Here is a 23,488-nt window from a genome sequence, read left to right as displayed (position 1 = left end):
GAGCGCCCAGCCGGACGCGCCGGAGGCCGCCGCCTCGAACTCGCCCTTCCAGGCCTCGTACGAGCCGAAGTCCTCCGCGATGCGGTCCGCGAGCGCTCCCTCGGGCTCGTCGCCGCCCTCCGCGCTCATGTTCTGCCAGAACAGGTCGTGGAGGATGTGCCCCGAGGAGTTGTGCGTCACGTTCCGGATCGCGCCCGCCGACGAGGAGAAGTCGCTCTCCTCGCGGTTGGCTTCGAGCGTCTCTTCGGCCGCGTTCCAGCCGTTCACGTAGCCCTGATGGTGGGTGTCGTGATGCCATTCGAGCACCTGCTCGGAGATGTGCGGCTCCAGCGCGTCGTAATCGTACGGCAGCGGATCGAGTTCGTAGCTCATGTCTCCGAGCGGTCGTTTGCCCGCGGGACACATGAACGTTCTCTGTAGCGCTTTTCAGTAAAACAATTGACTCATTTATAAGCCGCTTATACGGGTTTATATCGGTATTCTAGGGGGCCTTTTCTGAGATTTATTACTGCTATCCGACTGTTCATCGCTACCGCTGACGGGTCGCTTATGCGTCCCGAACTACTCGGATCGCGTATGTTCACCGACCCGACGCCGACCGACGCCGACTGGCCGATCGCCGGCGAGACGGTCCGACACGGAACCGGGGTGAACTCGAACCGGGCGTTTCCCACGAGCGGGTTCCCGGCGAACCTCGATCCGTTCGTCCTCTTCGAGCGGTTCTACATCGAGCCCGACACGGGGTTCCCGATGCACCCGCACAAGGGGTTCGAGATCGTCTCGTACATGATCGACGGCGGGATGGACCACGCCGACTCGCTCGGCGTCGAACACACCGCCCGCGAGAACGAGGCGATGCGGATCACGACCGGCGGCGGTATCCGTCACTCCGAGTTCCCCGCCGACGGCGCGGCCTGCAACGGGCTTCAGCTCTGGGTGAACCTCCCGCGCGAGAAGAAGGGGGTCGAGCCCGACTACGTCGACGCGAGCGCCGCCGAGCTCCCCACCCGAGAGCTGGACGGCGCGACGGTCACGACCGTCGTCGGCGACGGTTCGCCGATCGAGTTGCACACGCCGATGACGTATCTCGACGTTCGGGTCGCGGACGGGTGGACGTGGTCGGTACCGGACGGGTGGGCGGGCTTCTGTTACGCCGTCGCCGGAAGCGGGACCGTCGACGGTCGCGCGTTCGGCGAGGGGGACGTCGTCCCGACGCGGTCGGGCGGCGAGTTCGAGGTCGCGACCGACGAGGGGCTCCGTCTCGTCGCGGTCGCCGGGCGCCCGCACAATGAACCGATCCGCCAGCAGGGGCCGTTCGTCTTATAAGGAAACGACGCCGCCGACCGCGGCCGCGGTGCCGCTCACGCTCCTTCGGCGATGATCGTCTCGCCGGCCCGAACCGTGTCGCCCTCGCGAACGAGCAGGTCGGCCTCGTCGACGTCGGCGGGGAGGACCACGTCGGCGCGGGAGCCGAACGAGACGTGACCGACGCGCTCGCCGCGGTCGACGACGTCGCCCGGCTCCACCGCCGGGTGAATCCGGCGGGCGAACCAGCCGGCGATGATCAGGAGTTCGTACTCGCCGAAGTCGATAACGACCTGCTCGTTGCGGTCGGACTCCTTGTCGAACGCGGGTCGGTTCGCGCCCGGCCGGTGTCTGACCTCGCGGACCTCCCCGGCGATCGGGGCGCGGTTCACGTGCACGTCGGTGACGTTCATGAACACGCCGACCCGGATCCGGTTCCCCTCCTCGCGGACGACCGAGACGGTTCCGTCGGCGGGCGCGACGACGATTCCCTCGGCGTCCGGCGGCGAGCGATCGGGGTCGCGGTGGAACCAGAGGATTCCGAGCGCCAGCGCGAGGAGGACGACGCCGACCGGCGGCACGAGCGGAAGCGTCACGGCCGCGCCGAGCGCGGGCACGAGCGCGAGCCGCCACGCCTCGTCGACCACCGAGAACGGGAGTAGACGGGCGAGTGGCGGGTTTCGAGCCATCGTCAGGCCTCCACGGGGTCCCGCAGGGGGGCTCGGAGTTCGGTGCGGCCCGCGGCCCACGCCGCGAGCAGGTGGGTGAGGTGGATCCGGTCGTCGAGCCCGTCGGTGAGGTCGAGGTCGGCCTCGCCGGCGAGGACGTGGAGCCGCGCGAGGTCGGCGCCGCCGTAGTCGGAGCCGGCGCGGGCGACGCGCAGCGTCTCCCGGAGCAGCTCCTCGCCGTCGTATCCGCCCTCGTCGAGCAGGTCGTCGAGCGTCGACCGGGCGTCTTTGAGATCGCCGGCCCGGGCGTCGGCGAGCGCCTCGCGGATCGCGTCGTCGTCGCCGACCTCGCCGAGCGTCTCGTAGGCCGTCGACATGGTGATCTCACCGCCGTCGACCGCTGTCGCCTGCGCGGAGAGGATCGCCTCGCGGAGGTCGCCGCCGGCCGCGCTGGCGACGAACTCCAGTCCGTCGGCGTCGTACGTCACGCCCTCGCGCTCGCAGATCGTCTCCAGCACGTCGATCGTCTCGTCGGTCGTCGGCGCCCGGACGCGGACCGGGAAACAGCGCGACCGGATCGGCGCGATGAGCTTCGACGGCTGCCGGGTGGCGATCACGAACTGCGTCGTCCGGTGGTGCTGTTCCATCACGCGCCGGAGCGCCTGCTGAAAGTCCTCGCGGATCGCTTCGGCGTTGTCCAACAGGACCGTCTTGTACTCGCCGGACATCGGCGCGTACGACGCCGACTCCTTCAGCACGCGGTTGATCATGTCGCGTTTCGCCATCCGACTCCGCCCCTGCAGGAACCCCTCGAAGCGGGGGTCAGTCCGGATCTCCTTTTTCGTCCGCCCGAAGAAGTCGGCGACGTTGATCTCGATCAGGTCGGTCTCGGGGTTCTCGTGGGACGCGCGCGTCAGCGCCCGCGTCGCCGCCGTCTTTCCGACGCCGGGCGGCCCTTGCACCACGAGGTTCATCGGCTCGTCGACCGCCCGCTCCAGCCGCTCTCGGGCCTCGTCCTGACGGATCTCGTCGAGCGCGGGGGCGTGCGTGTCGATCCACAGCGGTCCCTCCATTGTGTCCCATTCGGGGGCGCGCGGTCAAGAATCGGTCGGTCAGAGACCGACGGACCGACCGACGCGAGGTAATTATTTCTGATAAACGAAGTAAGTAAACATCAACCGTTAAGTACACACCCAATAGATCATTATTGTACATGTCACAACACGACCCATCTGACGACGCTGAGCGTCTCACTCGCCGCCACTACGTTGCCGGTGCTGGCGCCATCGCGACCGTGACCCTCGCCGGATGTTCCGACGACGGCGGATCCGGTGACGACGGGTCGAGTGACGACGGGTCCGGAGACGACGGAAGCATGGACGACGGCTCCGACGACGGCTCCGGCGACACGAGCGAACTGGAGATCGTCCACTGGTGGACCGCGGGCGGCGAGCAGGACGCGTTCAACGCGCTGCTCGACGGGTTCCGCGAGGCGAACCCGGACGTCGAAGTCGTCGACAACCCGGCGCCCGGTGGGGCCGGCTCCGCGATCGACGCCGTGATCCAGAACCGCGTGATCGACGGGAACCCGCCGAGCACGTTCCAGATCTGGCCCGGTCAGGCGCTGACGCCGTACACGAACGAGGACCTCTTAGAGGACATCGGCGACTCCGTGTGGGACGACGAGATGCGCGACGCCTACCTCGACGGCGTCGTGGAACTCTCCCAGCCGGCCGGCGACTTGGTCGCGGTTCCGATCAACATCCACCGGCTGAACAACCTGTTTTACAACGTCTCCGTCGTCGAGGACGCCGGCGTCGACCCGAGCACCATCGACAGCCCGCAGGGCCTGCTCGACGCGTTGGAGACGATCGACGCCGAGACCGACGCCACGCCGCTCGCTCACCAGACCCAGAGTCCGTGGTCCTCGCTGCAGCTGTGGGAGAACGTGTTCATCGGCCAGCAGAGCGTCGACGACTACCAGACCCTCCTCGACGGCGACGTCGAAGGGCTCGAAGACGAGGTCCGGTCCGCGCTCGAACTGCTCGCGGACTACCTCGAGTACATCCCCGAGGACGCGGGGTCCATCACGTGGGACCAAGGGAACGACGGGCTGATCGCCGGCGACGCCGCGTTCCTCCACCAGGGCGACTGGGCGGCCGGCCAGTACGAGGGCGCGAGCGACTTCGAGTTCAGCGACGATTGGGACATGGTGCCGTTCCCGGGCACCTCGGGCGTGTACCACTCCGTCATTGACTCGTTCGTCTTCCCGACGAACAACCCGTCGCCGGAGGCGACAGAGCAGTTCCTCAACTACGCGGGCACCGTCGACGCCCAGGAGCGGTTCAACCCGATCAAGGGTTCCATTCCGCCCCGCACCGACGTTCCCATGGACGAGTTCGGCGACTTCCTCACCCGACAGTTCGAGGACTTCCAGAACTCCGACAGCCAGCCGCCGACGATCGCACACGGCACCGGCGTCGCGCCGGCGATCCACTCCGCGCTGGACGAGACCTTCGCCAACTTCAACGGGAACCTCGACGTCGACGCGGCGTACGAAGGGATCCGCGACGCGTTCTAATCCGCGATGTCATCGCGGATCTTTGCGGCGCTGCTGCGCGACACCGACGGGTCACCGGCCACCGAAGGCGAGTCGACCGCGTCCGACGATCCGGAGGTCCGGACCGACGGCGGCGCGGTCGTCGACGGTGCCGACGATCCGTCGTCGTCGACGGACACGGCCGACGCATCCGTGATCACGCGGCTTCGGCGGAGCCGGTTCCTCGAATCGCTCCCGTTTTGGGGGCCGCCGGGGCTGCTCGTGTTCTTCTTCGTCTACGGCGCCATCTCGTGGAACTTCCTCATCTCGCTGACCGGCTGGGAGGGGCTCGGCGCTCCGGACTACTCCTCGCTGTCGACGGCGGCGTACACGGAACTGCTCTCGGACGCCTCGTTCATCGCGGCGTTCCGGAACACGATCGCGCTGCTGGTCGTGTTCACGGCGCTTTCGCTCGTCGTCGGGCTGTTCCTCGCGATCCTCGTCGACCAGCAGATCCGGTTCGAGAACACGTTCCGGACGATCTACCTGCTGCCGATGAGCCTCTCGTTCGTCGTCACGGCGATCTTCTGGTCGTGGATGTACAACCCTCGGATCGGACTGATCAACGTGGCGCTCCGCGGGGTCGGGCTCGACGCGCTCACGCAGGCGTGGCTCTCCGATCCGCGGTTCAAGCTGGCGGCGATCATCTTCGCGCTGATGTGGCAGTTCTCGGGGTACTGCATGGTCGTGTACCTCGCCGGGTTGCGCGCCATTCCGCACGATCAGTACGAGGCGGCCCGGATCGACGGCGCCTCGACCGTCCGGCTCTACCGACGCGTTATCATCCCGCAGCTACGGGCTTCGACGATGTCGGCGGCCGTCGTGCTGGTCGTGTTCGCGCTGAAGGCGTTCGACTTCCTGTTCGTGCTGTTCGGGGTCAACCCCGGCAGCTCCGCGGACATCCTCTCCGTGATGATGTTCCGCGTCGCGTTCGACAGGCTCCAGTGGGCGTACGGCTCGGCGGTCGCGATGGTGCTGTTCTTGATGGCGCTGAGCGTGATCGGTCCGTACCTCTACTTGCAGTACCGGCGGGGTGAGCTATGAGCGCCGACGCGGGCGACGGATCGCTGCTCGACGGCATCGACACGTCCCGAATCGCGCTCTACGCGGTGCTGCTCGCGATGGTCGCGTTCTACCTCGCTCCGCTGGAGTCCGGGCTGACGACCGCCTTCAAGACTCCTGACGGCTTCCGGGCGACGACTCCGTTCGCGCCCCCGCCGGTCGGCGAGTTCACGACCTCCGCGTGGGGAACGGCGTTCGAGCGCCTCTCGGCCGGCCTGCTCAACAGCGCGCTGATGGCGGTGCCGGCGACGGTGCTGTCCGCGCTGTTCGGGTCGCTGGCGGCGTACGGGCTGACGAACCTGCGCTGGCGCGGCCAGATCGCCGTGCTGGTGCTGTTCGTCGCCGGCGTCTTCATCCCGTACCAGGCGGTATTGGTTCCCCTGACGCAGTTCTGGTCGTTCGTCGACCTCGGCGGGCGGATCCCGCTCGCGGTCGTCGACGACTACCAGGGGCTGATCAACTTGAGTATCACCCACGTCGCGTACGGGATCCCGATCTGTACGGTGCTGTTCCGCTCGTACTACGCGACCATCGACGACGAGATGCTGGAGGCGGCGCGGCTGGACGGCGCTTCGGCGGCGACGATCTACCGCCGCATCATCCTCCCGCTGTCGGTGCCCATCTTCGCGGTGACGCTCATCTACCAGTTCACGCAGATATGGAACGACCTCCTGTTCGCCATCGTGCTGGTCAGCGACCCGTCCAATCAGGTCGTGACGGTCGCGCTCAACCAGCTTCAGGGGTCGTTCGTCCAGCAGTTCAACCTTCAGATGGCGGGGGCGTTCGTCGCGGCGTTGCCGACGCTCGTCGTGTACGTCCTCTTCGGTGAACAGTTCGCGAAAGGCGTCGCAGGTGAAACATAATGGCACGACTCGAACTCGACTCGGTGACGAAGCGATTCGGCGAGGGGGACGGCTCCGTCCTCGCCGTAGACGACGTGGACGTCGACATCGCGGACGGGGAATTCCTCGTCCTCGTCGGCCCCTCGGGCTGTGGGAAATCCACGACCCTCCGGATGATCGCCGGGCTCGAATCGATCACGGACGGCGAGATCAGACTCGACGGCCGGCGGATGAACGAGCGCGGTCCGGCCGAGCGGGACATCGCGATGGTGTTCCAGAGCTACGCGCTGTACCCGCATATGACCGTCCGCGAGAACATGCGGTTCGGTCTGGAGGAGTCGACGGACCTCGACGGCGACGAGATGGACCGGCGCGTCGAGGACACCGCGGCGCTCCTCGACATCACCGAGCTGCTCGACCGGAAGCCTGTCTCTTATACACATCTCNATCACCGAGCTGCTCGACCGGAAGCCGGGGGCGCTCTCCGGCGGCCAGCGGCAGCGCGTCGCCCTCGGTCGCGCCATCGTGCGCGAGCCGAAGGCGTTCCTGATGGACGAGCCGCTCAGCAACCTCGACGCGAAGCTCCGGTCGGAGATGCGGACGGAGCTCCAACAGCTCCAGGCCAATCTCGACACGACCACCGTCTACGTCACGCACGACCAGACGGAGGCGATGACGATGGGCGACCGGATAGCGATATTGGACGCCGGAGAGCTTCAGCAGGTGGCGACACCGCTCGAGGCGTACCACCGTCCGGCGAACCGGTTCGTCGCCGGCTTCATCGGGGAGCCGTCGATGAACTTCGTCGACTGCGACGTCGAGGGCGACACGCTCGTCGCCGAGGGGTTCCGATACCCGCTCGCCGAGGCGGCCGCCGACGCGGTCGCCGAGAGCGCAGCGGTCACGCTCGGGATCCGTCCCGAGGACGTCACCGTCGACGTCGAGGGCGCTTCCGACGGCGATCACACCTTCGACGCGACGGTCGACGTCGTCGAGCCGATGGGCGACGAGAACGTGGTCCACCTCTCGATAGCCGACGGGCCGGAGCTGATCGCGACGGTCGACGGCCTCCGACAGATCGAGGCCGGCGCGACAGTCGCCGTCACGCTCCCCGAGAACGCGGTCCACCTGTTCGACGGCGCGTCCGGCGAGGCGGTTCACAGCCGCTCGCTCGACGACGCGGAACTGGACGACTCGCGAGTCTGAGCGAGGGAGTGATCCGCGGATCTACCGCGGATCTACGCGGGTCCACCGCGGACCTACCGCGGGTCCGAATGCGCGCCGGGCGTCATCCGGCGCGTTCAGATCCCTCGCCGCTCCCACGCCCGCCCGGTCGCCTCGCCGATCGCGGCCGCGGCGACGACCTCGACGTAGAACGCGACGAAAAAGCCGAGAGCGACGGCGTTGAGCGCGCCGTACGCCGCCGCCGCGATACCGATCCCGCCGGCGGCGAGCAGCGTCGCGACGAGGTAGCCGGCGTCTCGGGTCGCGACTCCCACGCGGGCGGTGTCGACCGCCGCGCGGAGCGAGCCCTCCCGCGCGACCGCGACGAGCGCGGCCGGGAGCGGGTAACAGATCGCGAACGCGAGCAGCGTCGACACGGTCGTGCCGACGATGAAGAAGATCCCGTCCGTCGTCCCCGTCGGATCGACCGCCTCGAGCGGGCCACCGAGCGTGACGAGCAGGAGCGCGACGGGCACGGCGAGGTAGCCCGCGCACGTCGCGATCAGCCGGAGCCCGTCGAGGAACAGACCGCCGAGGGGACGCCACCCGGGACGGTCGGCGGCCTCGCCGGGACCGGCGGTCGCGGTCGCGGCGAGCACCCGCGCGAGGTAGCCGGCGACCGCGATGAACGGGAGGAGGGGCAGCCAGACGGCCAGCAGGTGGAGACCGCCGCCGACGACGAGGGCGTCGAATCGAGGCGATCCGCGGATCGGGTACGCGAGGACGCCGGAGAGCACGCGAGTCACTCGCGGATCCGCTCTACTTCCCGGCGGATTCCCTCGCGGACGCGGTCCGTGACGTCGTCCGGATTCGCTCCGTCGTCGACGGTCTCCGCGTTCTCGGTCTCCAACAGCCGATCGAGCTTCCGCTCGAACTCGGCCTCGTCGATCTCGCCGCGCGCGTAGCGCCCACGGAGGGCGTCGAGCGCGGGGTCGGTCTCGGCGCTCGCCTCGCCGTCCGATCCGTCGCGGTCCGGGAGGGGCTTCGTCAGCGTGTGTAACACGGGGAGGAGGACGAACAGTCCGAAGAACCAGACGAGCGGGAGCGACCACCACAGCCCAGTGACGAGGGGCGCGGCGACGCCGGCGCCCACGACGAGGAGCGCGAACACCCGTCGCCAGCGGTGGCGGAGGTTCCACGCGATCCGGCGGGAGAGCCCGGTCATGGTCGGGCCGACGGCTGCGAGGGGGAAATCGGTTTCGTCGCCGCGGGGTCGGCGACGGTCACGGTAGCTCGAAGCGGATCCGATCGCCCGGCTCCACGTCGTTGCGCGCGCTCCACCCGCGCGGCACTTCGAGGACGTACCGGCCGGTGCCGCGGTACTCGGTGAGCGGTCGGGACTCCGGCTCCGCCTCGTGGATCTCCGTGACGGTCCCGTCGGGGGCGACGAACACGATGTCGATCGCGAACGCCATGTCCCGCATCACGTAGGCGTACTCGCCCGCCTCGTCGTGGACGAACAGCATCCCCTCGTCGGGACCGATCGACTCCGTCGCCGAGAGGCCGACGTACCGCTTCGCGATCCCGTCGGCGATCCGGACCTCGACGGTCGCGAGCGACTCGTTCGTCTCGCCGTCGACGGCCTCGACGGTCGTCGTGTCGTAATCCCCGACCAGCACCGCCGGGTTGGTCGCGAGGGCGGCGACGACAGCGATCCCGACGATGAGGACGACGAGGGCGGCGGCTCCGGCGGACCCGACCCCCCCGACAGTCAGTCCGAGACGACGGCGGGTCACGGATCGCTGTTGCCGTCGTTGTCGCCCTCACCGTCGTCGCCGTCGACGAACAGCCCCGCGACGATCGTCTCGATGAGGGCGTCCTCGACGGCCTCGTAGTCGGCGGTGCCCCCGGACTCCATGATCGTCTCCCGCGATCGCGTGGTGAACACGAGCGAGCGAATCAAGCCGCTAACGACCGCGGGGTCGTCGAAGCGGAACGCGTCCAGCTCCACCCACCGGTCGGCGTACGAGAGGTCGCTCTCCTGGATGCTCGCCGCAAGCGACTCGCGCTCCGCATCGGAGAGGTGCTCTTGGAGGGCGTGAAGCTCGTTCTCGACGATGAGCCGCGAGATAAGCGGGTTCGATCGGACCTCGCGGAACATGGTCTCGATCAGCGTTCGGACCTCCTCGCGCGGGGTGTTCGCCGTCGCGACCGCCTCGTCGATCCGCGATTCGAGCCGGTCGCGCTCGGCACAGAGCACCTCGACGTACAGCGCCTCCTTGGAGTCGAAGAACCCGTAGAACGTGCTGGTCCCGATGTCGACGGCCTCGGTGACGTCACTGATCCGCGTTCGCTCGAACCCGAACTGCGCGAACAGCTCGCGGCCGGCCTCCACGAGCTGTGACCGGATCCGATCGCGGTCGGCCTCGGAGAACCGACTCATTTCGGTGGGCTACCGGGGCCGAGACGGGCGGGACGAGCGGGACGGGGGAATCGGCCGAGACGAGTGAGTCCGGCGTCGGAACGGGGGGCTGCTCCCGCTCCCGCGTCGGCGGCGGTACGATCGGTGATCGATGTCGCGTCCATACCGCGTTCACGATTTCACGAACGAAAACATTATGGATTCGTGGCCGCAGAGTTAACCAGTGAAGCGAACCGCATCTGTGACGTCGCGCGCCCCGTCCCTTTCGCTCCGGTCGTCGCGGTCGTCATCCCCGTCGAGTCCGTTGTTCGTCCCGAGACCACCGCGCTCTCTGAGACCGCTCTCCCTCTCGGCTCTCGGTCGTTTCGCCGGGTGGCGGTGACCCGATGCGTCCGACACGCGCGACGCTGACGGTTGCCGTCGCCGCCCTCGCACTCTTCGCGCTCCTCGCGCTCGGCGGCGGCGGCGCCGTCGCGCAGGATAACACGACCCAGCAAACGGCGGTGCCGCAGGCCGGCGGCGAGCCCGACATCGACGTGCACGCCCCGAACCCGACGCTCACGCCGGGCGAGACGAACGAGGTCGCGCTCCAGATCTCGAACGACGGCGAACTCGACTACGGCTCTCCCCAACTCCGCGAGGCGGTCACGACCGCCCGCAACGTCCGCGTCGAGGCCGACGCCGACGGCACGCCGCTGACCGTCGAGTCCGGCGAGACCGCCATCGGCGCCGTCACCGAGAGCCGGCCCGGCGAGGTGCCGCTGGCCGTGAGCGTGCCGGCAGACGTGGAGGAGGGGACGTACACCATCGATGTGGAGGTCAGCTACTCGCACACGTACCGCACCGGATCCACGGTCGTCGAGCGGTCGCCCACGGAGACGGTTTCGGTCGATCTCGAAGTCGACTCGGACGCGCGCTTCGAGGTCGTCAACGTGACCACCGACGCGCGGATCGGCGACTCCGGGACGCTCGAAGTCGAACTGGAGAATGTCGGCGCCGACGCCGCCCGCGACGCCAACGTGATCCTCGAATCGTCGAGCGCCGGGCTCGGGTTCGGTGACGGCGCGCGCGACAGCGCGCGGATCGGCGCCATCGAGTCCGGTGAGACCGCCACCGTCCGGTACGACGTCGGCTTCGCGCCGGACGCGCCGGTGCGCGAGTACGCGCTCGACGCCAGCGTCGCCTTCCGGACGCCCGACGGTCTCCAGCGGCTCGACGAGACGCCGACGCTCGGCGTGACGCCGGCGGACCGACAGGAGTTCTCGCTCGGCGACGTCGAGTCCGACCTGTACGTCGGCGAGGAGGGCGACATCCGCGGCACCGTCACCAACGACGGACCGGTCACGGCTCGGAACGTCGTGGTCAGATACGCGGACCAGTCGCCGAACGTGATCCCGATCGAGACCGCCGTTGCGGTCGGCACGCTCGACGCGGGCGAATCCGCCGAGTTCCGGCTCCCGGTCGAGATCAGCGGCGAGGCGGAGGCGGTCGATCGGACCGCCGACGTCGCGGTCCAGTACCGCAACGCGGAGGACGAACGGCGGATCTACGAGGACGTGGAGCTCCTCTTCGGCGTCGAGCCGCAACGCGACCAGTTCGCCCTCGACGTCCAACAACGGCAGGTCGCGGCGGGCGAGTCGCTCGCCCTCGACGTCGAGGTGACGAACAACCTCGACGAGCCCGTCTCGGACGTGGAGGCGCGGCTGTTCGCGGACAGCCCCCTCGAGAGCGACGACGACGAGGCGTTCGCTCAGCGGCTCGAGCCCGGCGAGTCCACGACGATGACGTTCACGCTCACCGCGGAGTCGGCGGCGACCGCCAAGACGTACCCCGTCTCCTTCGACTTCCGCTACGACGACGCCGACGGGAACAGCCAGCTGTCGGACACCACTCGCGTCCCGATCGACGTCACCGACGGCGAGAGCGGCCTCCCGTGGGCGCTCCTCGGCGTCGGTGCGCTCGTCGTGATCGCCGTCGCGGGCGGCGCGACCTACTACGCGCGGGCCCGGTAGATGCGCGGAGCCGGCGAGCGGATCGAGGCGGTCACTCAGCGGGTCAACGAGCGGATCGTCACGCGTCCGCGGGCAGTCGTCGTCGGGTTCCTCGTCATCACCGCGCTGTTCGCCGGCGGGATCCCGGCGATCGAGACCCAGACGGACATCACCGAGGGGTTCACCGAGGGGCTCCCCGAACAGGAGGCGCTCGATTCGATCGACGCCGAGTTCGACGACTCCTTCGAGGCCGACGCCGAGACGACACAGCTGATCCACGTCGGCAACGACGTGCTCACCCGCGAGGAGCTGTTGGCGAGCCTCCGGGTGCTCGAACGCGTCGAAGACCGCGACGACTTGCGGATGGAGTCCGCGACCGGCCCCGCGCCGATCGTCGCGCAGTCACTCGATCCGACGGCGCAGACGGCGGCCGAACAGCGCCGCGCCGTCCAGCGCGCGACCGACTCGGAGGTCCGACGAACGGTCCGCCGACTCGCGGAGGACCCGCGGTTCTCGGCGGTCGTCTCCGACGACTTCAACCCGAACCAGGCGTCCGCGTCCGCGTCGGTCACCGTGATCACCCACGAGGTACCGCCGAGCTTCTCCGCCGACGACCTCGCCGCGATCCAGCAGACGACCGATCAGATCGCCGACGACGAACCGGGCGACATCCGGGCGTTCGGTCAGGGCGTCATCGACAACGAGTTCCAGGCGATCATCGTCGACTCGATGCTCATCGTCATGCCCGTCGTCGTCGTGCTCCTGTTGGGCTTCCTCGTCGTCGCCTACCGGGACCCGATCGACCTCGCGCTCGGGCTGTTCGCGCTGCTGATGACGCTGATCTGGACGTTCGGCTTCCTGGGGTACTCCGGAATCCCGTTCGACCAACAGCAGATCGCCGTTCCCGTGTTGCTGCTGGCTGTCGGCGTCGACTTCGGGATCCACATTATCAATCGATACCGCGAGGAGACGGTCCAGGGGTACGACGCCGTCCCCGCGATGCGGACCGCCGCCAACCAGCTGGCGATCGCGTTCGTCATCGTCACCGTCACAGCGGTGTTCGGGTTCGGCGCGAACGTCACCTCCGCGCTCGACCCCATCCGGAACCTCGGGCTCGTGTCCGCGGTCGGAATCGTGTTCACCTTCTTCATCTTCGGGCTGTTCTTGCCCGCCGCGAAACTGGAGATCGACCGGCTCCGCGAGCGGTACGGCGTCCCGGAGTTCAACTCCTCGCCGATCGCGTCCGAGGGGTCCGCGCTCGGTCGGCTCCTCTCGGTGTCGGCGACGGTGGGGCAGAAAGCGCCCGCGCTGTTCGTCGTGGCGCTGCTGCTCGTCGGGGCCGGATTCGGCGCGTACGGCGCCGGCGTCGACACCACCTTCGAGGAGGAGGACTTCCTGCCGCCCGAAGAGCAGGCGTGGTACGTCGAGTACATCCCCGAGCCGTTCGCGCCGGGCGAGTACACCGTCACGGAGACGATCAACATCCTCTCGGACCGGTTCGAGGCGAACCAAGACGAGTCGATCACGATATTCGTCGAAGGCCCCTTCGAAGAGGACCACGCGCTGGAGGCGCTCGCGGGGCCGAACGACGACCCGCCGGACAGCCTCGCGGTCGGGCAAGGCGGGCAGGCGGACGCGACGAGCATCGTCACCGTGATCCGGTCGCACGCCGAGCGCGACGAGGAGTTCGCGGCGCTCGTCGCCCGGAACGACCGAGACGGCAACGGGGTTCCGGACCGGAACCTCGATCTGATCTACGACGAGCTGTTCGACTCGTCGGCCGGCCCGCGGGCCGAGCAGTACCTCACCGAGGACCGGCGCGGCGCGCAGGTCGAGTACACCGTCGCGGCCGACGCGACGCAGGGCGAGGTGTCCGCGGACGGCGCGGCCCTCGCCGACGAGTTCCGGTACTCGGCGACCGCGACCGGCCAGCTCATCATCTTCGACGCGATCACGTCGGTGATCTTCGCGTCGGCGATCCAGGGGATGGTGCTCGCCGTGGGGCTCACGGGGGTGTTCCTCGTGATCACCTACGCGGTGTTAGAGGGGAAGCCGATGCTCGGGGTCGTGAACGTGTTCCCGATCCTCATCGCGGTCGCGGCGCTGATCGGGACGATGCGGTACCTCGGACTGCCGCTGAACGCCCTGACCGCAACGATCCTCTCGATCGCCATCGGGATCGGGATCGCGTACTCGGTGCACATCACGGCGCGGTTCATCGACGAGTACAACGCGACCGACGACACGCTGCGGTCGCTGCAGACGACGCTGACCGGCACCGGCGGGGCGCTCACCGGGAGCATGTTGACGACGACGCTCGGAACCGGCGCGCTCGCGCTCGCGATCACGCCCGTGCTCGGCGACTTCGGATTCTTAATGGCGATGAGCGTGGCCTACTCGTTCGTCGCCTCGATCGTCGCGCTCCCGCCCGCGCTGTTCCTCTGGGACCGGGTACGCCGCGCGGAGGGATCGAAGCTCGCGGCGCTCGTCGGGACGTAGCGCCGCCGAGACGCGATTCGCTCGAAGTAGTAACGGTTTTCCGCGCACGGGCGGTCAGTTCGTGTGCGGGCTCGTGGTCTAGCTGGTTATGACGCGGCCTTTACAAGGCTGAGGTCGGCGGTTCGAACCCGCCCGAGCCCACTTCCTGCGGCGAGCAATTCGCGAGCCGCAGGCATGGAGGGGCGCGGTTCGAGCCCTATCAGTCGCGCGCAGCGAGCGAAGCGAGCGAGCACGTCTGATTTCGGTTCGAACCCGCCCGAGCCCACTTCTCGCCGTCGCGAGCAGTTTCGCGAGCGACGGCAGCGTGCGTGTTTGAGGGTGGGTTCGAAGCAGGGAGCGGGAGGTGAGCGAGCGCAGCGAGCGAACGGGAGCGACTGAGGTTCGAACCCGCCCGAGCCCACTTCTGGGACTCACGCGTCTCTCCCGGCAGCCACAGCTACCCCGCGGGGGCTCCCGTCGCCCGGCGATCGTGACACACCTATTTGGCCGCGAGGCCGACACGGTCACGTATGGAGGGTCTCGAACTCGTGCTCCGGCTGACCGCCGGTATGCTGCTCATCCTCGCCAACGGCTTTTTCGTCGCGATCGAGTTCGCGCTCACGCGGGTTCGCCAGTATCCCGAGTCCGAGTTCGACGCCCCCGGCCTCCGACGGGCGTGGGAGATGACCCAGGACCTCGAGATCTACCTCACGAGCTGTCAGGTCGGGATCTCCGCGACGAGCATCGCCGTGGGAATCGTCGCTGAGCCGGCGCTGGCGTCGCTGATCGAGCCGTTCATCGAGAACACCCTGCTCGCGTCGATCGGTGCCGGAGGGATCCTCGCGTTCGTGATCATCAATCTGCTCCACTTGACTCACGGCGAGCAGACGCCGACGTACCTCGGCGTCGAGCGCACGAAGTTCGTCGCCCGCTACGGCGCGACCCCGCTGTACTGGTTCGCCAAGCTGCTGTACCCGGTGATCGTCCTCGGCGACGCCGTCGCCAAGTGGACGCTCCGGCGGTTCGGCGTCGAGATGACGGGTGCGTGGCTCGAAGCGGAGACCGATCGCGTGGAGTCCCGCGCGGAGCTGCGTAACCGGCTCGGATCGCTGCTCGCTCGCGGCGACCTCACCGACGAACGCCGCGAGGAGGTCCTCAACGCGCTCACGCTCGGCGAGATCCCGGTCGACGCGATCATGACGGACCGCGAGGACGTGGTCTTCCTCCCGACGAGCGCGAGCGTCGACGCGAATCTCGATCGGATCGGAAACAGCCCGCACACGCGGTTCCCGCTGATCGACGGCGACCCGCGGGACCCGGACAACTTCCGCGGTATCGTGTACGTTCCCGCGGTGGTCGGCGAGATCGACGCGCTCCGCCGCGGCGACGTCACTCTCGCGGACGTCGCCGCTTCGCCGATGACGGTTTCGACCGAGATCAGCGTGAGCGACGCCGTCGATCGGTTCCAAGCAGTTCACCAGGAACTCGCGCTCGTGGTCGACGCCGACGGGCGCGTCGTCGGTCTGCTCACCGCGACCGACGCGCTCGAAGCGATCGTCGGCGAGATCGAAGACCCCCTCGACATCGAACTCGGCGGACGGGCGGAGCTATAAAAAGCCGGCTCACCGCGCCGTCCAGCCGCCGTCGGCAGCGAGCGTCTCGCCGGTGACGAAACTCGCCGCGTCGCTCGCGAGGAAGACGACCGGGCCCGCGATCTCCGTCGGGTCGGCGAACCGCTCCTGCGGCGTCCGGTCGAGGATCGACTGCCGAAGCCGCTCGTTCTCCTGTAGCGTCTCCGTGAGGTCCGTCGCGACGTAGCCGGGCGCGACCGCGTTCACCCGAACGTCCGGCGCCCAGTCCATCGCCGCGCTCTTCGTCAGGCCGACGAGGCCGTGTTTCGAGGCGACGTACGGGTGCTGTTTCGGCAGCCCGACGAGCCCCGCCACGCTGGCGACGTTGACGACGCTCCCGCTCGCCTCTTTTAAGTGCGGGCCGGCGGCCCGGACGGTCCGGAACGCCCCTCGAAGGTTCACGTCCAAGACCGAATCGACGGCGTCGCTCTCCACGTCGGCCGGGTCGCCGAGCGCGTCGCCGGGGTTGAATCCCGCGTTGTTGACCAACACGTCCAGCGAGCCGAACGCGTCGACGGTCTCCTCGACGAGCGCGGTCACGTCGCCGTCGTCGGTCACGTCGGCGGTAATCGCGCGCGCCTCGGCTCCGTGCTCGCGGGCTTCGGCCGCGACCGACTCGACCTCCGCCGCGGTCCGCGCCGAGGGAACGACCGTTGCCCCCGCGGCGGCCATCCCGAGCGCGATCGCCTTCCCGATTCCCCGGCCGCCGCCGGTGACGACGGCGACCCGCCCGGAGAGGTCCGGAAGGGCGTCCTCCGGCGTCAGGGAGGCGTCACCGGTCATTGTCCGTCTCCTCCTCCGGGCGCGTACGGCAGTTCGGGGTCGTCGACGGTCTCCCGGAGCGTCTTCTTGTCGAACTTCCCGGTCGCGGTCTTCGGGATCTCCTCGCGGAACCGCACGTCGTCGGGGAGCCACCACCGCGGGAACTCGTCGGCGAGGAACGATCGGATCCCTTCGACGTCCAGCTCGCGGCCCGCCTTCGGCACGACGAACGCCAGCGGGCGCTCCTGCCAGCGCTCGTGGGCGGCCGCGATCACGACCGCCTCGGCGACGTCCTCGTGGGCCATCAGCGCGTTCTCCAACTCGATGCTGGAGATCCACTCGCCGCCCGACTTGATCACGTCCTTGGCGCGGTCGACGACCTCGATGTACCCGTCTCCGTCGACGGTGGCGATGTCGCCGGTCCGGAGCCACCGCGCCCCGCCGTCGTCGGCCTCGACGAAGTCCGTCGCGTCGGCTTCCGGGCGGTTGTAGTACGACTCGACGACCGAGGGGCCGCGAACGAGCAGTTCGCCGAACGCCTCGCCGTCCCAGTCGACCGGCTCGCCGCCGTCGTCGACGACCCGCATTTCCAGGCCGGGCGAGAGCAGCCCCTGTTTCGCCCGCTTGTCGAGTTTCGCCTCGCGGTCGGTGTCGGCCATCCTCGAGGTCGGTCGGGAGACGGAGCCGATGCTCATCGTCTCGGTCATTCCCCACGCGTGTTCGATCGTCACGTCGTGTTCGTCCTCGTACCGCCGCATCACTTCTCGGGGCGCCGCGCTCCCGCCGACGACGATGCGCTCCAGCGAGGAGAGGTTACCGCCGTGTTCGTCGAGGTGGTCGAGCACGTCGATCCAGACGGTGGGGACGCCCGCGGTGAGCGTTACGCCCTCGGACTCGATCAGTCCGACGAGGTCCGCCGGGTCCGGCGACGGCCCCGGGTACACCTGTTTCGCGCCCGCCATCGTCACGGCGTACGGGAACTCCCAGGAGTTCACGTGGAACATGGGGACGACGGGCATCACCACGTCGTCCTCGGCGATGTCGAGCGCGGCGGGCGTCATCACCATCATTGCGTGGGCGTAGATCATCTTGTGCGTGTACTCGACGCCCTTCGGCTTCCCCGTCGTTCCCGAGGTGTAACACATCCCGGCCGGGTCGTCTTCGGCGAGCGGCGGCCACGACGCCATCGGGTCGGCCGCCGCGATCAGCTCTTCGAACGACGAGAGCGGGAGGTCGGACTCCGTCTCCGGCACCGAGTCACCCATGACGACGACCTCGCGGACGCCGTCGATCCGGTCCCACAGCCGATCGAGCGTTTCGACCGCGTCGCGGTCGACGATCAGCACGTCGTCCGCAGCGTCGTTGACGATGTACTCGACGTGGTCGTCCTGCAAGAGGAGGTTCACCGTGTGTAACTGGGCGCCGGAGAGCGGAACCGCGTAGTACGCCTCGAAGTGGCGGTGGGTGTTCCACCCGAGCGTCCCGACGCGGTCGCCGGGCTCGACGCCCAGGTCCGCGAGCGCGGCCGCGAGCCGCCGGACGCGGTCACCGAAGTCGGCGTACGTGTACCGATCGACTCCGTCGCGGGTGCGCGAGACGACCTCCGTGTCCGGGAACAGCCGGGTCGCCCGCCAGAAGAACGGGCGGAGCGTGAGGTCTTCAGGCATCCGCGCTCCCCACGGAGAGGTACGTTTCGAGGAGGTCGTCGCGCGCCCGGATCTCCTCGACGGTGCCGTCGAAGACGATCTGTCCGGTGTCCATGATGTAGCCGCGCTCCGCGAGGTCGAAGGCGAAGTCCACGTTCTGTTCGGTCAACAGGACGGTAACGTTCTCGTCGACCACGGTCTGAACGATCTCTCGGAGGTCGTCGACGATGACCGGCGCGAGCCCCTCGGTCGGCTCGTCCAACAGCAACACGTCGGGCGACTGCACCAGCGCACGGGCGACCGACACCATCTGCTGTTCGCCGCCGCTGAGGTTCTGCCCGTCGTTTTTCCGCAGCGGGTCGAGCGCCGGAAACAGCTCGTACATCTCCGCGACCGGCCGCGGGTCGCTCGCGAGGTTGTGCGCGAGGCGGAGGTTCTCGTGGACGGTGAGGGTGGGAAACACCCGGCGGTCCTCCGGGACGAGCGAGATCCCGAGCCCGTTGATCTCGTCGGGGGACTTGCCCGCGATCTCCTCGCCGCGGTACGTGATCGACCCGGACCGCGGGGGCGACGCGCCGACGATGGAGCGCATCGTCGTCGTCTTCCCGGCGCCGTTGCGCCCGAGCAGCGTCACCACCTCGCCCTCGTCGACCTCCAGGGAGATCCCGTGGAGGACGTGGCTGTTCCCGTAGTACGTGTCGATGTCGTCGACCGTGAGTATCGTCATACGCTATCACTCCCCAAGTACGCCTCCGTCACCCGTTCGTCCGTCAGCACGTCGTCCGGGGTCCCGTCCGCGAGGATCGAGCCCTCGGCGAGCACGACGATCCGGTCGGAGATGTCGGTGACGACGTCCATGTTGTGTTCGGTCACGACGAAGGTGGCGTCTAAGTCCGCGTCGAGTTCGCGGATCAGCGAGACGATCTCGGTGACCTCCGTGGGATTCATCCCCGCCGTGGGCTCGTCCATCAGGAACACGTCCGGCTCGATGGCGAGCGCCAAGGCGATCTCGACGGTCCGCTTCTCGCCGTGACTCAACGTGTCACAGGGCGTGTCTGCGATGTCGGTCAGCCCCGTGAGCTCCAGCAGCTCCTCGATGTCGGCCTCGATCGCCTCGTCGCCGGTCGCCCGCGAGCGGAAGTCGAGCCGGGTCCGCTCGTGGCTGATCCGCGCGACCCGGACGTTCTCGCGAACGGTGAGCCCCTCGAAGATATTCGTGATCTGGTACGAGCGAGAGAGGCCCGCCTGCGCCACCTCGTGCGGCTCCGCGTCGGTGATCTCCCGGAGGCCGCCACCGTCGTCTGTCGCGCCGTCCCCGCTCCGCAGCCAGATCGACCCGGCGGTCGGCTGAAGCACGCCCGTCAGCAGGTTGTAGAACGTGGTCTTGCCGGCCCCGTTCGGGCCGATGATGCTGGTGATGTCGCCGTCGTCGATCTCGATCGAGACGTCGTCGACGGCGGTCAGTTCGCCGAACTGCTTGCGTAGGGATTCGGTCTTGAGGACGGTCGTCACGAGTCGTCACCTCGGTCGTCGGCTCGGTCACCGCTCGATCCCGGTTCCGCCGCTCCGCCCCCGCCCTGCGTCGGGCCGTCGTCGCCGCCGGCACGCCCCTCGCCGAACAGCCGGTCGCGGAGCAGCAACAGCCCGCCGACGGCGCCGGCCTTGAAGTAGAGCACGACGCCGATGAGCAGCGCGCCGAAGAACAGCTCCCAGTACGCGTCGAGCGTCGGGAAGCGGCTGATCCCCCAGCGGATGTACAGGAAGATGAACGCGCCGACGATCGGCCCCGAGAAGTAAGTCGCACCGCCGATCACGGTCGCGATGACGGCCACCGCGCTCGTCGACCAGTGGGTCAGTCCCGGCGACGCGACGCTCGCGAGTCCCGCGCGCAACACGCCGGCGATCCCGACGATCGCCGCCGAAATGATGAACGTCATCCAGCGGTGGTGTCGCACGTCGATGCCGAGCGCGGCGGCCCGGTCGGGACTCTCGCGGATCGCCTTACAGACGGTGCCGAACGGGGAGTTGACCACTCGCCACACCCCGTATATCGCCGCGAGCACGACGACGACCGTGAGCGCGTAGTACGTCTGTCTCGCGCCGATTCGGAAGCTCTCGCCGCCGACGTCGACGCTCCCGAGCAGGACGATGATCCCGTCGGTCCCGTTCGTGAGCCCGGCCGGGTCCTGGATGATGAGCGAGTAGCCGATCATGCCGAACGCGAGGGTGATCAGCGCGAAGTAGATCTCTTCCAAGCGAACGCTGAGCCACCCGACGGGCACCGCCACGGCGACCACGAGCGCGAGGCCCACCAGCCCGCCGACGACGAACGTGACGAGCGGTGCGACACCGCTTCCCACGACGTCGGCGAACACCGGACCGAGGTCTCGTAACACGATCGCGAGCCCGTAGGCGCCGCCCGCGTAGAACAGCCCGTGGCCGAACGACAGCAGGCCGGTGTACCCGTACAGCAGGTTGAACCCGAGCGCGAACAGCGCGACGACGAGGAAGTCGGTGAACAGGTAGATCTGGAACGACGGGCCGAACGCCAACAGCACCAGCCCGAGCGCCCCGAGGAGGCCGAACCGCTCGCGGGTCCAGCCGTCGGCGACCGCCGAGCCGAACTTGCGGACGCGGCCGCCGGTGTCGGTCGCGCTCATTCGCCGATCCCCCCGAAGAGCCCCTCAGGGCGGAACAGCAACACGATCACCATCGCGAGAAACGGGATGGCGATGCTCCCGGCGCTGATGAACTGCGGCCCCAGACTCTGCATCATGCCGATGAGCATCGCGCCGACGAACGCGCCGGTCATCGAGCCGAGTCCGCCGATGACGACGACGATGAACGCGTCGATGATGACTTGGTCGCCGAGCGCCGGACTCGTCGACTGCAGCGGCGCCGACAGCGCCCCGCCGAGACCGGCGAGCACGCTGCCTAAGAAGAACACGGCGGTGTACAGGCGAGGTACGTCAACGCCGAGCATCGACGCCATCTCGCGGTCCGAGGAGGTCCCGCGTACCAGCGAGCCGAAGTACGTCCGCGTGATGAACAGCCAGAGGCCCGCTAACACCGCGACTGCGAGGCCGATGACGACCAGCCGGTACGCGCCGAAGGTGCTCCCGCCGAGCGAGACCGAGAAGTCGAACAGCGCGGGCGGATCGACCGAGTACGACCCCGACCCCCAGACGAACCGGACCGTCTCGTGGATGATGAGCACGAACCCGAACGTGACGATGAGCTGGTCGAGATCCGCGTCGATCCGATCGTACAGCGGCCGGATCGCCGCGAACTCGATGGCCGCGCCGACGACGCCCACCGCGAGGGCGCCGGCGAGAGCGGCGATCCAGAAGTTGTCGATAACGCCCGTCACGACGGCGAGCGTGACGTACGCGCCGAGCATGTAGAGCCCGCCGTGCGCGAAGTTGAGGACGCCGAGCACGCCGAAGATGAGACTGAGACCGACGGCGATCAGGAACAGCCGGCTCCCGAGGCTCAGCCCGACGACGACGTCGGAGACGCCGATCAGTGGAACGAGGGATGATAGACTCATGGAATCGACGGGGGGTTAGACGCCCGTCGGGAGGTCGGAATCGGCGAGCGCGTCGGCCATCTCGTCGGGGTTCGCGTCGTACACGTTGACGGGGTCGAGCACGTTGCTCTCCCACTCGTCGTCGTACGTGACGGTCCCCCAGATCGCCGGCACCGTCGCTTGGTTCTTCTCGCTGAAACGGTAGTCACCGACGGGACCGGAGTGCTCCATGCCGGTGAACTCGTCGACGATGGCGTCCGGGTCGGTGCCGCCGGCGGACTCGATCGCCTCCTTGTACAGGTAGAGGGCGCGGTACGCCCCCTCGGCGTTGTACGTCGGCAGCGTCTCGTGCTCCTCGTAGTACGTCTCGCGGAAGGAGTTGTTCGCCTCGGTGTCGGGCACGAACGGGTCGTACCGAGTGGAGGCGTACTCGCCTTCCGGCAGCGGGCTCCCGTCGCTCGCGAGGTCCGTCCCCATCCCCACGCTGAACAGCGTGTGATCGATCTGGTCGAACCAGCCGGCGTCCTCGGCCTGCCCGACGAACGTGGTGAGGTCGGCGCCCCACAGCGGCGTGATCACGGCGTCCGGCTCGGCGTCGAGAATCGAACTGATGTACGGCGTGTAATCGCCCGTCGTCAGGGGCGGGAACTGCTCGGCCGTGAACTCGGCGTCGACGCCGAGGCCGGCACAGAAGTCCTGGAAGTAGTCCCACGTCTCGTACCCGAACGCGTAGTCCGGACCGATCGTCGCCCACTCGGTGGCGTCGAGCTCCGCGGCGGTCTGTGCGGCCCCGTACATGTCCTGTGCGAGGTTGTTGGCGTCACGGAACACGTAGTCGTTGCCGACGGAGTTCTCGTGTTCCCCCTCGGGCGACGTGACGAACGGCGTCGCCGCGTGGGTGATCATGTAGGGGATACCGAGCTCCGCCGCCTGCGGCGCGACGGCCTGTGCGACCCCGCTGGAGTCGAGCCCGAACAGCCCGTCGACGTTGTCCTCTTCGACGAGGCTCCGCATCTGCTGGATCGCCGTGTCGGCGCTCGCCTCGGTGTCGCGGACGATCACCTCCACGTCCCGCCCGTCGATGCCGCCGTTGTCGTTGATCTCCGACTGGGCCATTTCGAGGCCTCGCTCGGCCGCCTCGCCGTACAGCGAGGCGAACCCGGACAGGATGTACGTCGCTCCCAGCCGGACCACGTCGTCGCCGCCGCCGCCCGAGCAGCCGGCCAACGCGACGGCCGTCCCGGCGCCGGCGGCCTGCAGGAAGCGCCGCCGACCGACCGACGAGCGGTTTTCCGAACTCATCTCATTACCCACCGTACGGTTACGCTTGTTTTCGTTATTCGAACCTGCAGTTACCATTGTTAACGATTATCCGTGGGCGTCCGCCCT

20 protein-coding genes, 1 tRNA gene and 2 pseudogenes are annotated in these 23,488 nt (G+C 68.5%); 9 read left to right on the top strand and 14 right to left on the bottom strand.

The window, feature by feature from the left end:
- Positions 1–372 (bottom strand): annotated as a pseudogene (sod, locus tag C461_RS11990) (superoxide dismutase [Mn]); the annotation flags it as partial.
- Positions 373–576: 204 nt separating this feature from the next.
- Here sod and C461_RS11985 point away from each other — a divergent pair.
- A complete protein-coding gene (locus tag C461_RS11985) occupies positions 577–1,326 on the top strand; it encodes a pirin family protein (RefSeq protein WP_008001576.1) in 750 nt (249 codons plus the stop codon).
- Between the two features lie 35 nt (positions 1,327–1,361).
- Here C461_RS11985 and C461_RS11980 read toward each other — a convergent pair whose 3' ends face one another.
- Both C461_RS11980 and C461_RS11975 read right to left on the bottom strand, forming a co-directional pair.
- A complete protein-coding gene (locus C461_RS11980) occupies positions 1,362–1,994 on the bottom strand; it encodes a protein sorting system archaetidylserine decarboxylase (protein WP_049906618.1) in 633 nt (210 codons plus the stop codon).
- A 2-nt stretch (positions 1,995–1,996) separates the two neighbouring features.
- Positions 1,997–3,046, bottom strand: coding sequence for an AAA family ATPase (locus C461_RS11975; RefSeq protein WP_008001572.1), 1,050 nt, complete (start codon positions 3,044–3,046; stop codon positions 1,997–1,999).
- Positions 3,047–3,186: 140 nt separating this feature from the next.
- Between C461_RS11975 and C461_RS11970 the strand changes: the two genes are divergently transcribed.
- The 4 genes and pseudogenes from C461_RS11970 to C461_RS11955 all read left to right on the top strand — a co-directional run bounded on the left by C461_RS11970 (position 3,187) and on the right by C461_RS11955 (position 7,682).
- On the top strand, positions 3,187–4,554 hold the full coding sequence (locus tag C461_RS11970) for an ABC transporter substrate-binding protein (RefSeq protein WP_049906616.1): 1,368 nt from the start codon (positions 3,187–3,189) through the stop codon (positions 4,552–4,554).
- Between the two features lie 6 nt (positions 4,555–4,560).
- Complete coding sequence (locus C461_RS11965) at positions 4,561–5,616, top strand: carbohydrate ABC transporter permease (protein ID WP_008001567.1); 1,056 nt, start codon at positions 4,561–4,563, stop codon at positions 5,614–5,616.
- Complete coding sequence (locus C461_RS11960; protein WP_008001566.1) at positions 5,613–6,497, top strand: carbohydrate ABC transporter permease; 885 nt, start codon at positions 5,613–5,615, stop codon at positions 6,495–6,497. Before C461_RS11965 ends, C461_RS11960 begins: the two co-directional genes overlap by 4 nt.
- Positions 6,497–7,682: pseudogene (locus C461_RS11955) on the top strand (ABC transporter ATP-binding protein). Before C461_RS11960 ends, C461_RS11955 begins: the two are co-directional and overlap by 1 nt.
- 95 nt (positions 7,683–7,777) lie before the next feature.
- On the opposite strand, the gene C461_RS11950 reads toward C461_RS11955, so the two are convergent.
- Genes C461_RS11950 through C461_RS11935 form a run of 4 tightly spaced genes read right to left on the bottom strand, consistent with a single transcriptional unit; the run spans position 7,778 to position 10,083 of the window.
- Positions 7,778–8,437 carry a DUF4013 domain-containing protein gene (locus C461_RS11950; protein WP_162138520.1) on the bottom strand — a complete coding sequence of 220 codons (660 nt, stop codon included), beginning with the start codon at positions 8,435–8,437 and terminating at the stop codon, positions 7,778–7,780.
- 5 nt (positions 8,438–8,442) lie between these two features.
- The gene (locus C461_RS11945; RefSeq protein WP_008001562.1) at positions 8,443–8,865 is read right to left on the bottom strand and encodes an SHOCT domain-containing protein; all 423 of its coding nucleotides are present in this window, start codon (positions 8,863–8,865) and stop codon (positions 8,443–8,445) included.
- 58 nt (positions 8,866–8,923) lie between these two features.
- Positions 8,924–9,436, bottom strand: a complete 513-nt coding sequence (locus C461_RS11940) for a DUF192 domain-containing protein (protein WP_008001561.1) — start codon at positions 9,434–9,436, stop codon at positions 8,924–8,926.
- Positions 9,433–10,083 (bottom strand): TetR/AcrR family transcriptional regulator, encoded by a 651-nt coding sequence (locus tag C461_RS11935; protein WP_008001560.1) that lies wholly within the window; start codon positions 10,081–10,083, stop codon positions 9,433–9,435. The genes C461_RS11940 and C461_RS11935 overlap by 4 nt, the downstream gene beginning before the upstream one ends.
- Positions 10,084–10,448: 365 nt before the next feature.
- Between C461_RS11935 and C461_RS11930 the strand changes: the two genes are divergently transcribed.
- The 4 genes from C461_RS11930 to C461_RS11915 all read left to right on the top strand — a co-directional run bounded on the left by C461_RS11930 (position 10,449) and on the right by C461_RS11915 (position 16,144).
- Positions 10,449–12,074, top strand: a complete 1,626-nt coding sequence (locus C461_RS11930) for a COG1361 S-layer family protein (protein WP_008001558.1) — start codon at positions 10,449–10,451, stop codon at positions 12,072–12,074.
- Positions 12,075–14,552, top strand: coding sequence for an efflux RND transporter permease subunit (locus tag C461_RS11925; protein ID WP_008001557.1), 2,478 nt, complete (start codon positions 12,075–12,077; stop codon positions 14,550–14,552).
- 67 nt (positions 14,553–14,619) lie between these two features.
- Positions 14,620–14,693: transfer RNA gene (locus C461_RS11920), tRNA-Val, on the top strand.
- A 368-nt stretch (positions 14,694–15,061) separates the two neighbouring features.
- Positions 15,062–16,144, top strand: coding sequence for a CNNM domain-containing protein (locus C461_RS11915; protein ID WP_008001555.1), 1,083 nt, complete (start codon positions 15,062–15,064; stop codon positions 16,142–16,144).
- A 9-nt stretch (positions 16,145–16,153) separates the two neighbouring features.
- Here C461_RS11915 and C461_RS11910 read toward each other — a convergent pair whose 3' ends face one another.
- From C461_RS11910 to C461_RS11880, 7 genes are read right to left on the bottom strand one after another with little or no spacing between them, the layout of a single operon-like run.
- Positions 16,154–16,945, bottom strand: a complete 792-nt coding sequence (locus C461_RS11910) for an SDR family NAD(P)-dependent oxidoreductase (RefSeq protein ID WP_008001553.1) — start codon at positions 16,943–16,945, stop codon at positions 16,154–16,156.
- Entirely contained in the window at positions 16,942–18,591 is a 1,650-nt protein-coding gene (locus C461_RS11905) for a long-chain fatty acid--CoA ligase (protein ID WP_008001551.1), read from the bottom strand. Before C461_RS11905 ends, C461_RS11910 begins: the two co-directional genes overlap by 4 nt.
- Positions 18,584–19,297, bottom strand: a complete 714-nt coding sequence (locus tag C461_RS11900; protein ID WP_008001549.1) for an ABC transporter ATP-binding protein — start codon at positions 19,295–19,297, stop codon at positions 18,584–18,586. The genes C461_RS11905 and C461_RS11900 overlap by 8 nt, the downstream gene beginning before the upstream one ends.
- Positions 19,294–20,082 (bottom strand): ABC transporter ATP-binding protein, encoded by a 789-nt coding sequence (locus C461_RS11895; protein ID WP_008001547.1) that lies wholly within the window; start codon positions 20,080–20,082, stop codon positions 19,294–19,296. Before C461_RS11895 ends, C461_RS11900 begins: the two co-directional genes overlap by 4 nt.
- The gene (locus C461_RS11890) at positions 20,079–21,230 is read right to left on the bottom strand and encodes a branched-chain amino acid ABC transporter permease (protein ID WP_008001545.1); all 1,152 of its coding nucleotides are present in this window, start codon (positions 21,228–21,230) and stop codon (positions 20,079–20,081) included. Before C461_RS11890 ends, C461_RS11895 begins: the two co-directional genes overlap by 4 nt.
- Positions 21,227–22,120, bottom strand: a complete 894-nt coding sequence (locus C461_RS11885) for a branched-chain amino acid ABC transporter permease (RefSeq protein ID WP_008001542.1) — start codon at positions 22,118–22,120, stop codon at positions 21,227–21,229. The genes C461_RS11890 and C461_RS11885 overlap by 4 nt, the downstream gene beginning before the upstream one ends.
- Positions 22,121–22,135: 15 nt before the next feature.
- Positions 22,136–23,458: an ABC transporter substrate-binding protein gene (locus C461_RS11880; protein ID WP_049906613.1), complete on the bottom strand. Its 1,323-nt coding sequence runs from the start codon at positions 23,456–23,458 to the stop codon at positions 22,136–22,138.
- Positions 23,459–23,488: the final 30 nt, after the last annotated feature.

The sequence above is a fragment of the Halorubrum aidingense JCM 13560 genome (assembly GCF_000336995.1).
GTDB lineage: Archaea > Halobacteriota > Halobacteria > Halobacteriales > Haloferacaceae > Halorubrum > Halorubrum aidingense.
Note: the sequence above shows the minus strand (reverse complement) of the source record. Positions and strands in the feature narration are given on the sequence as shown.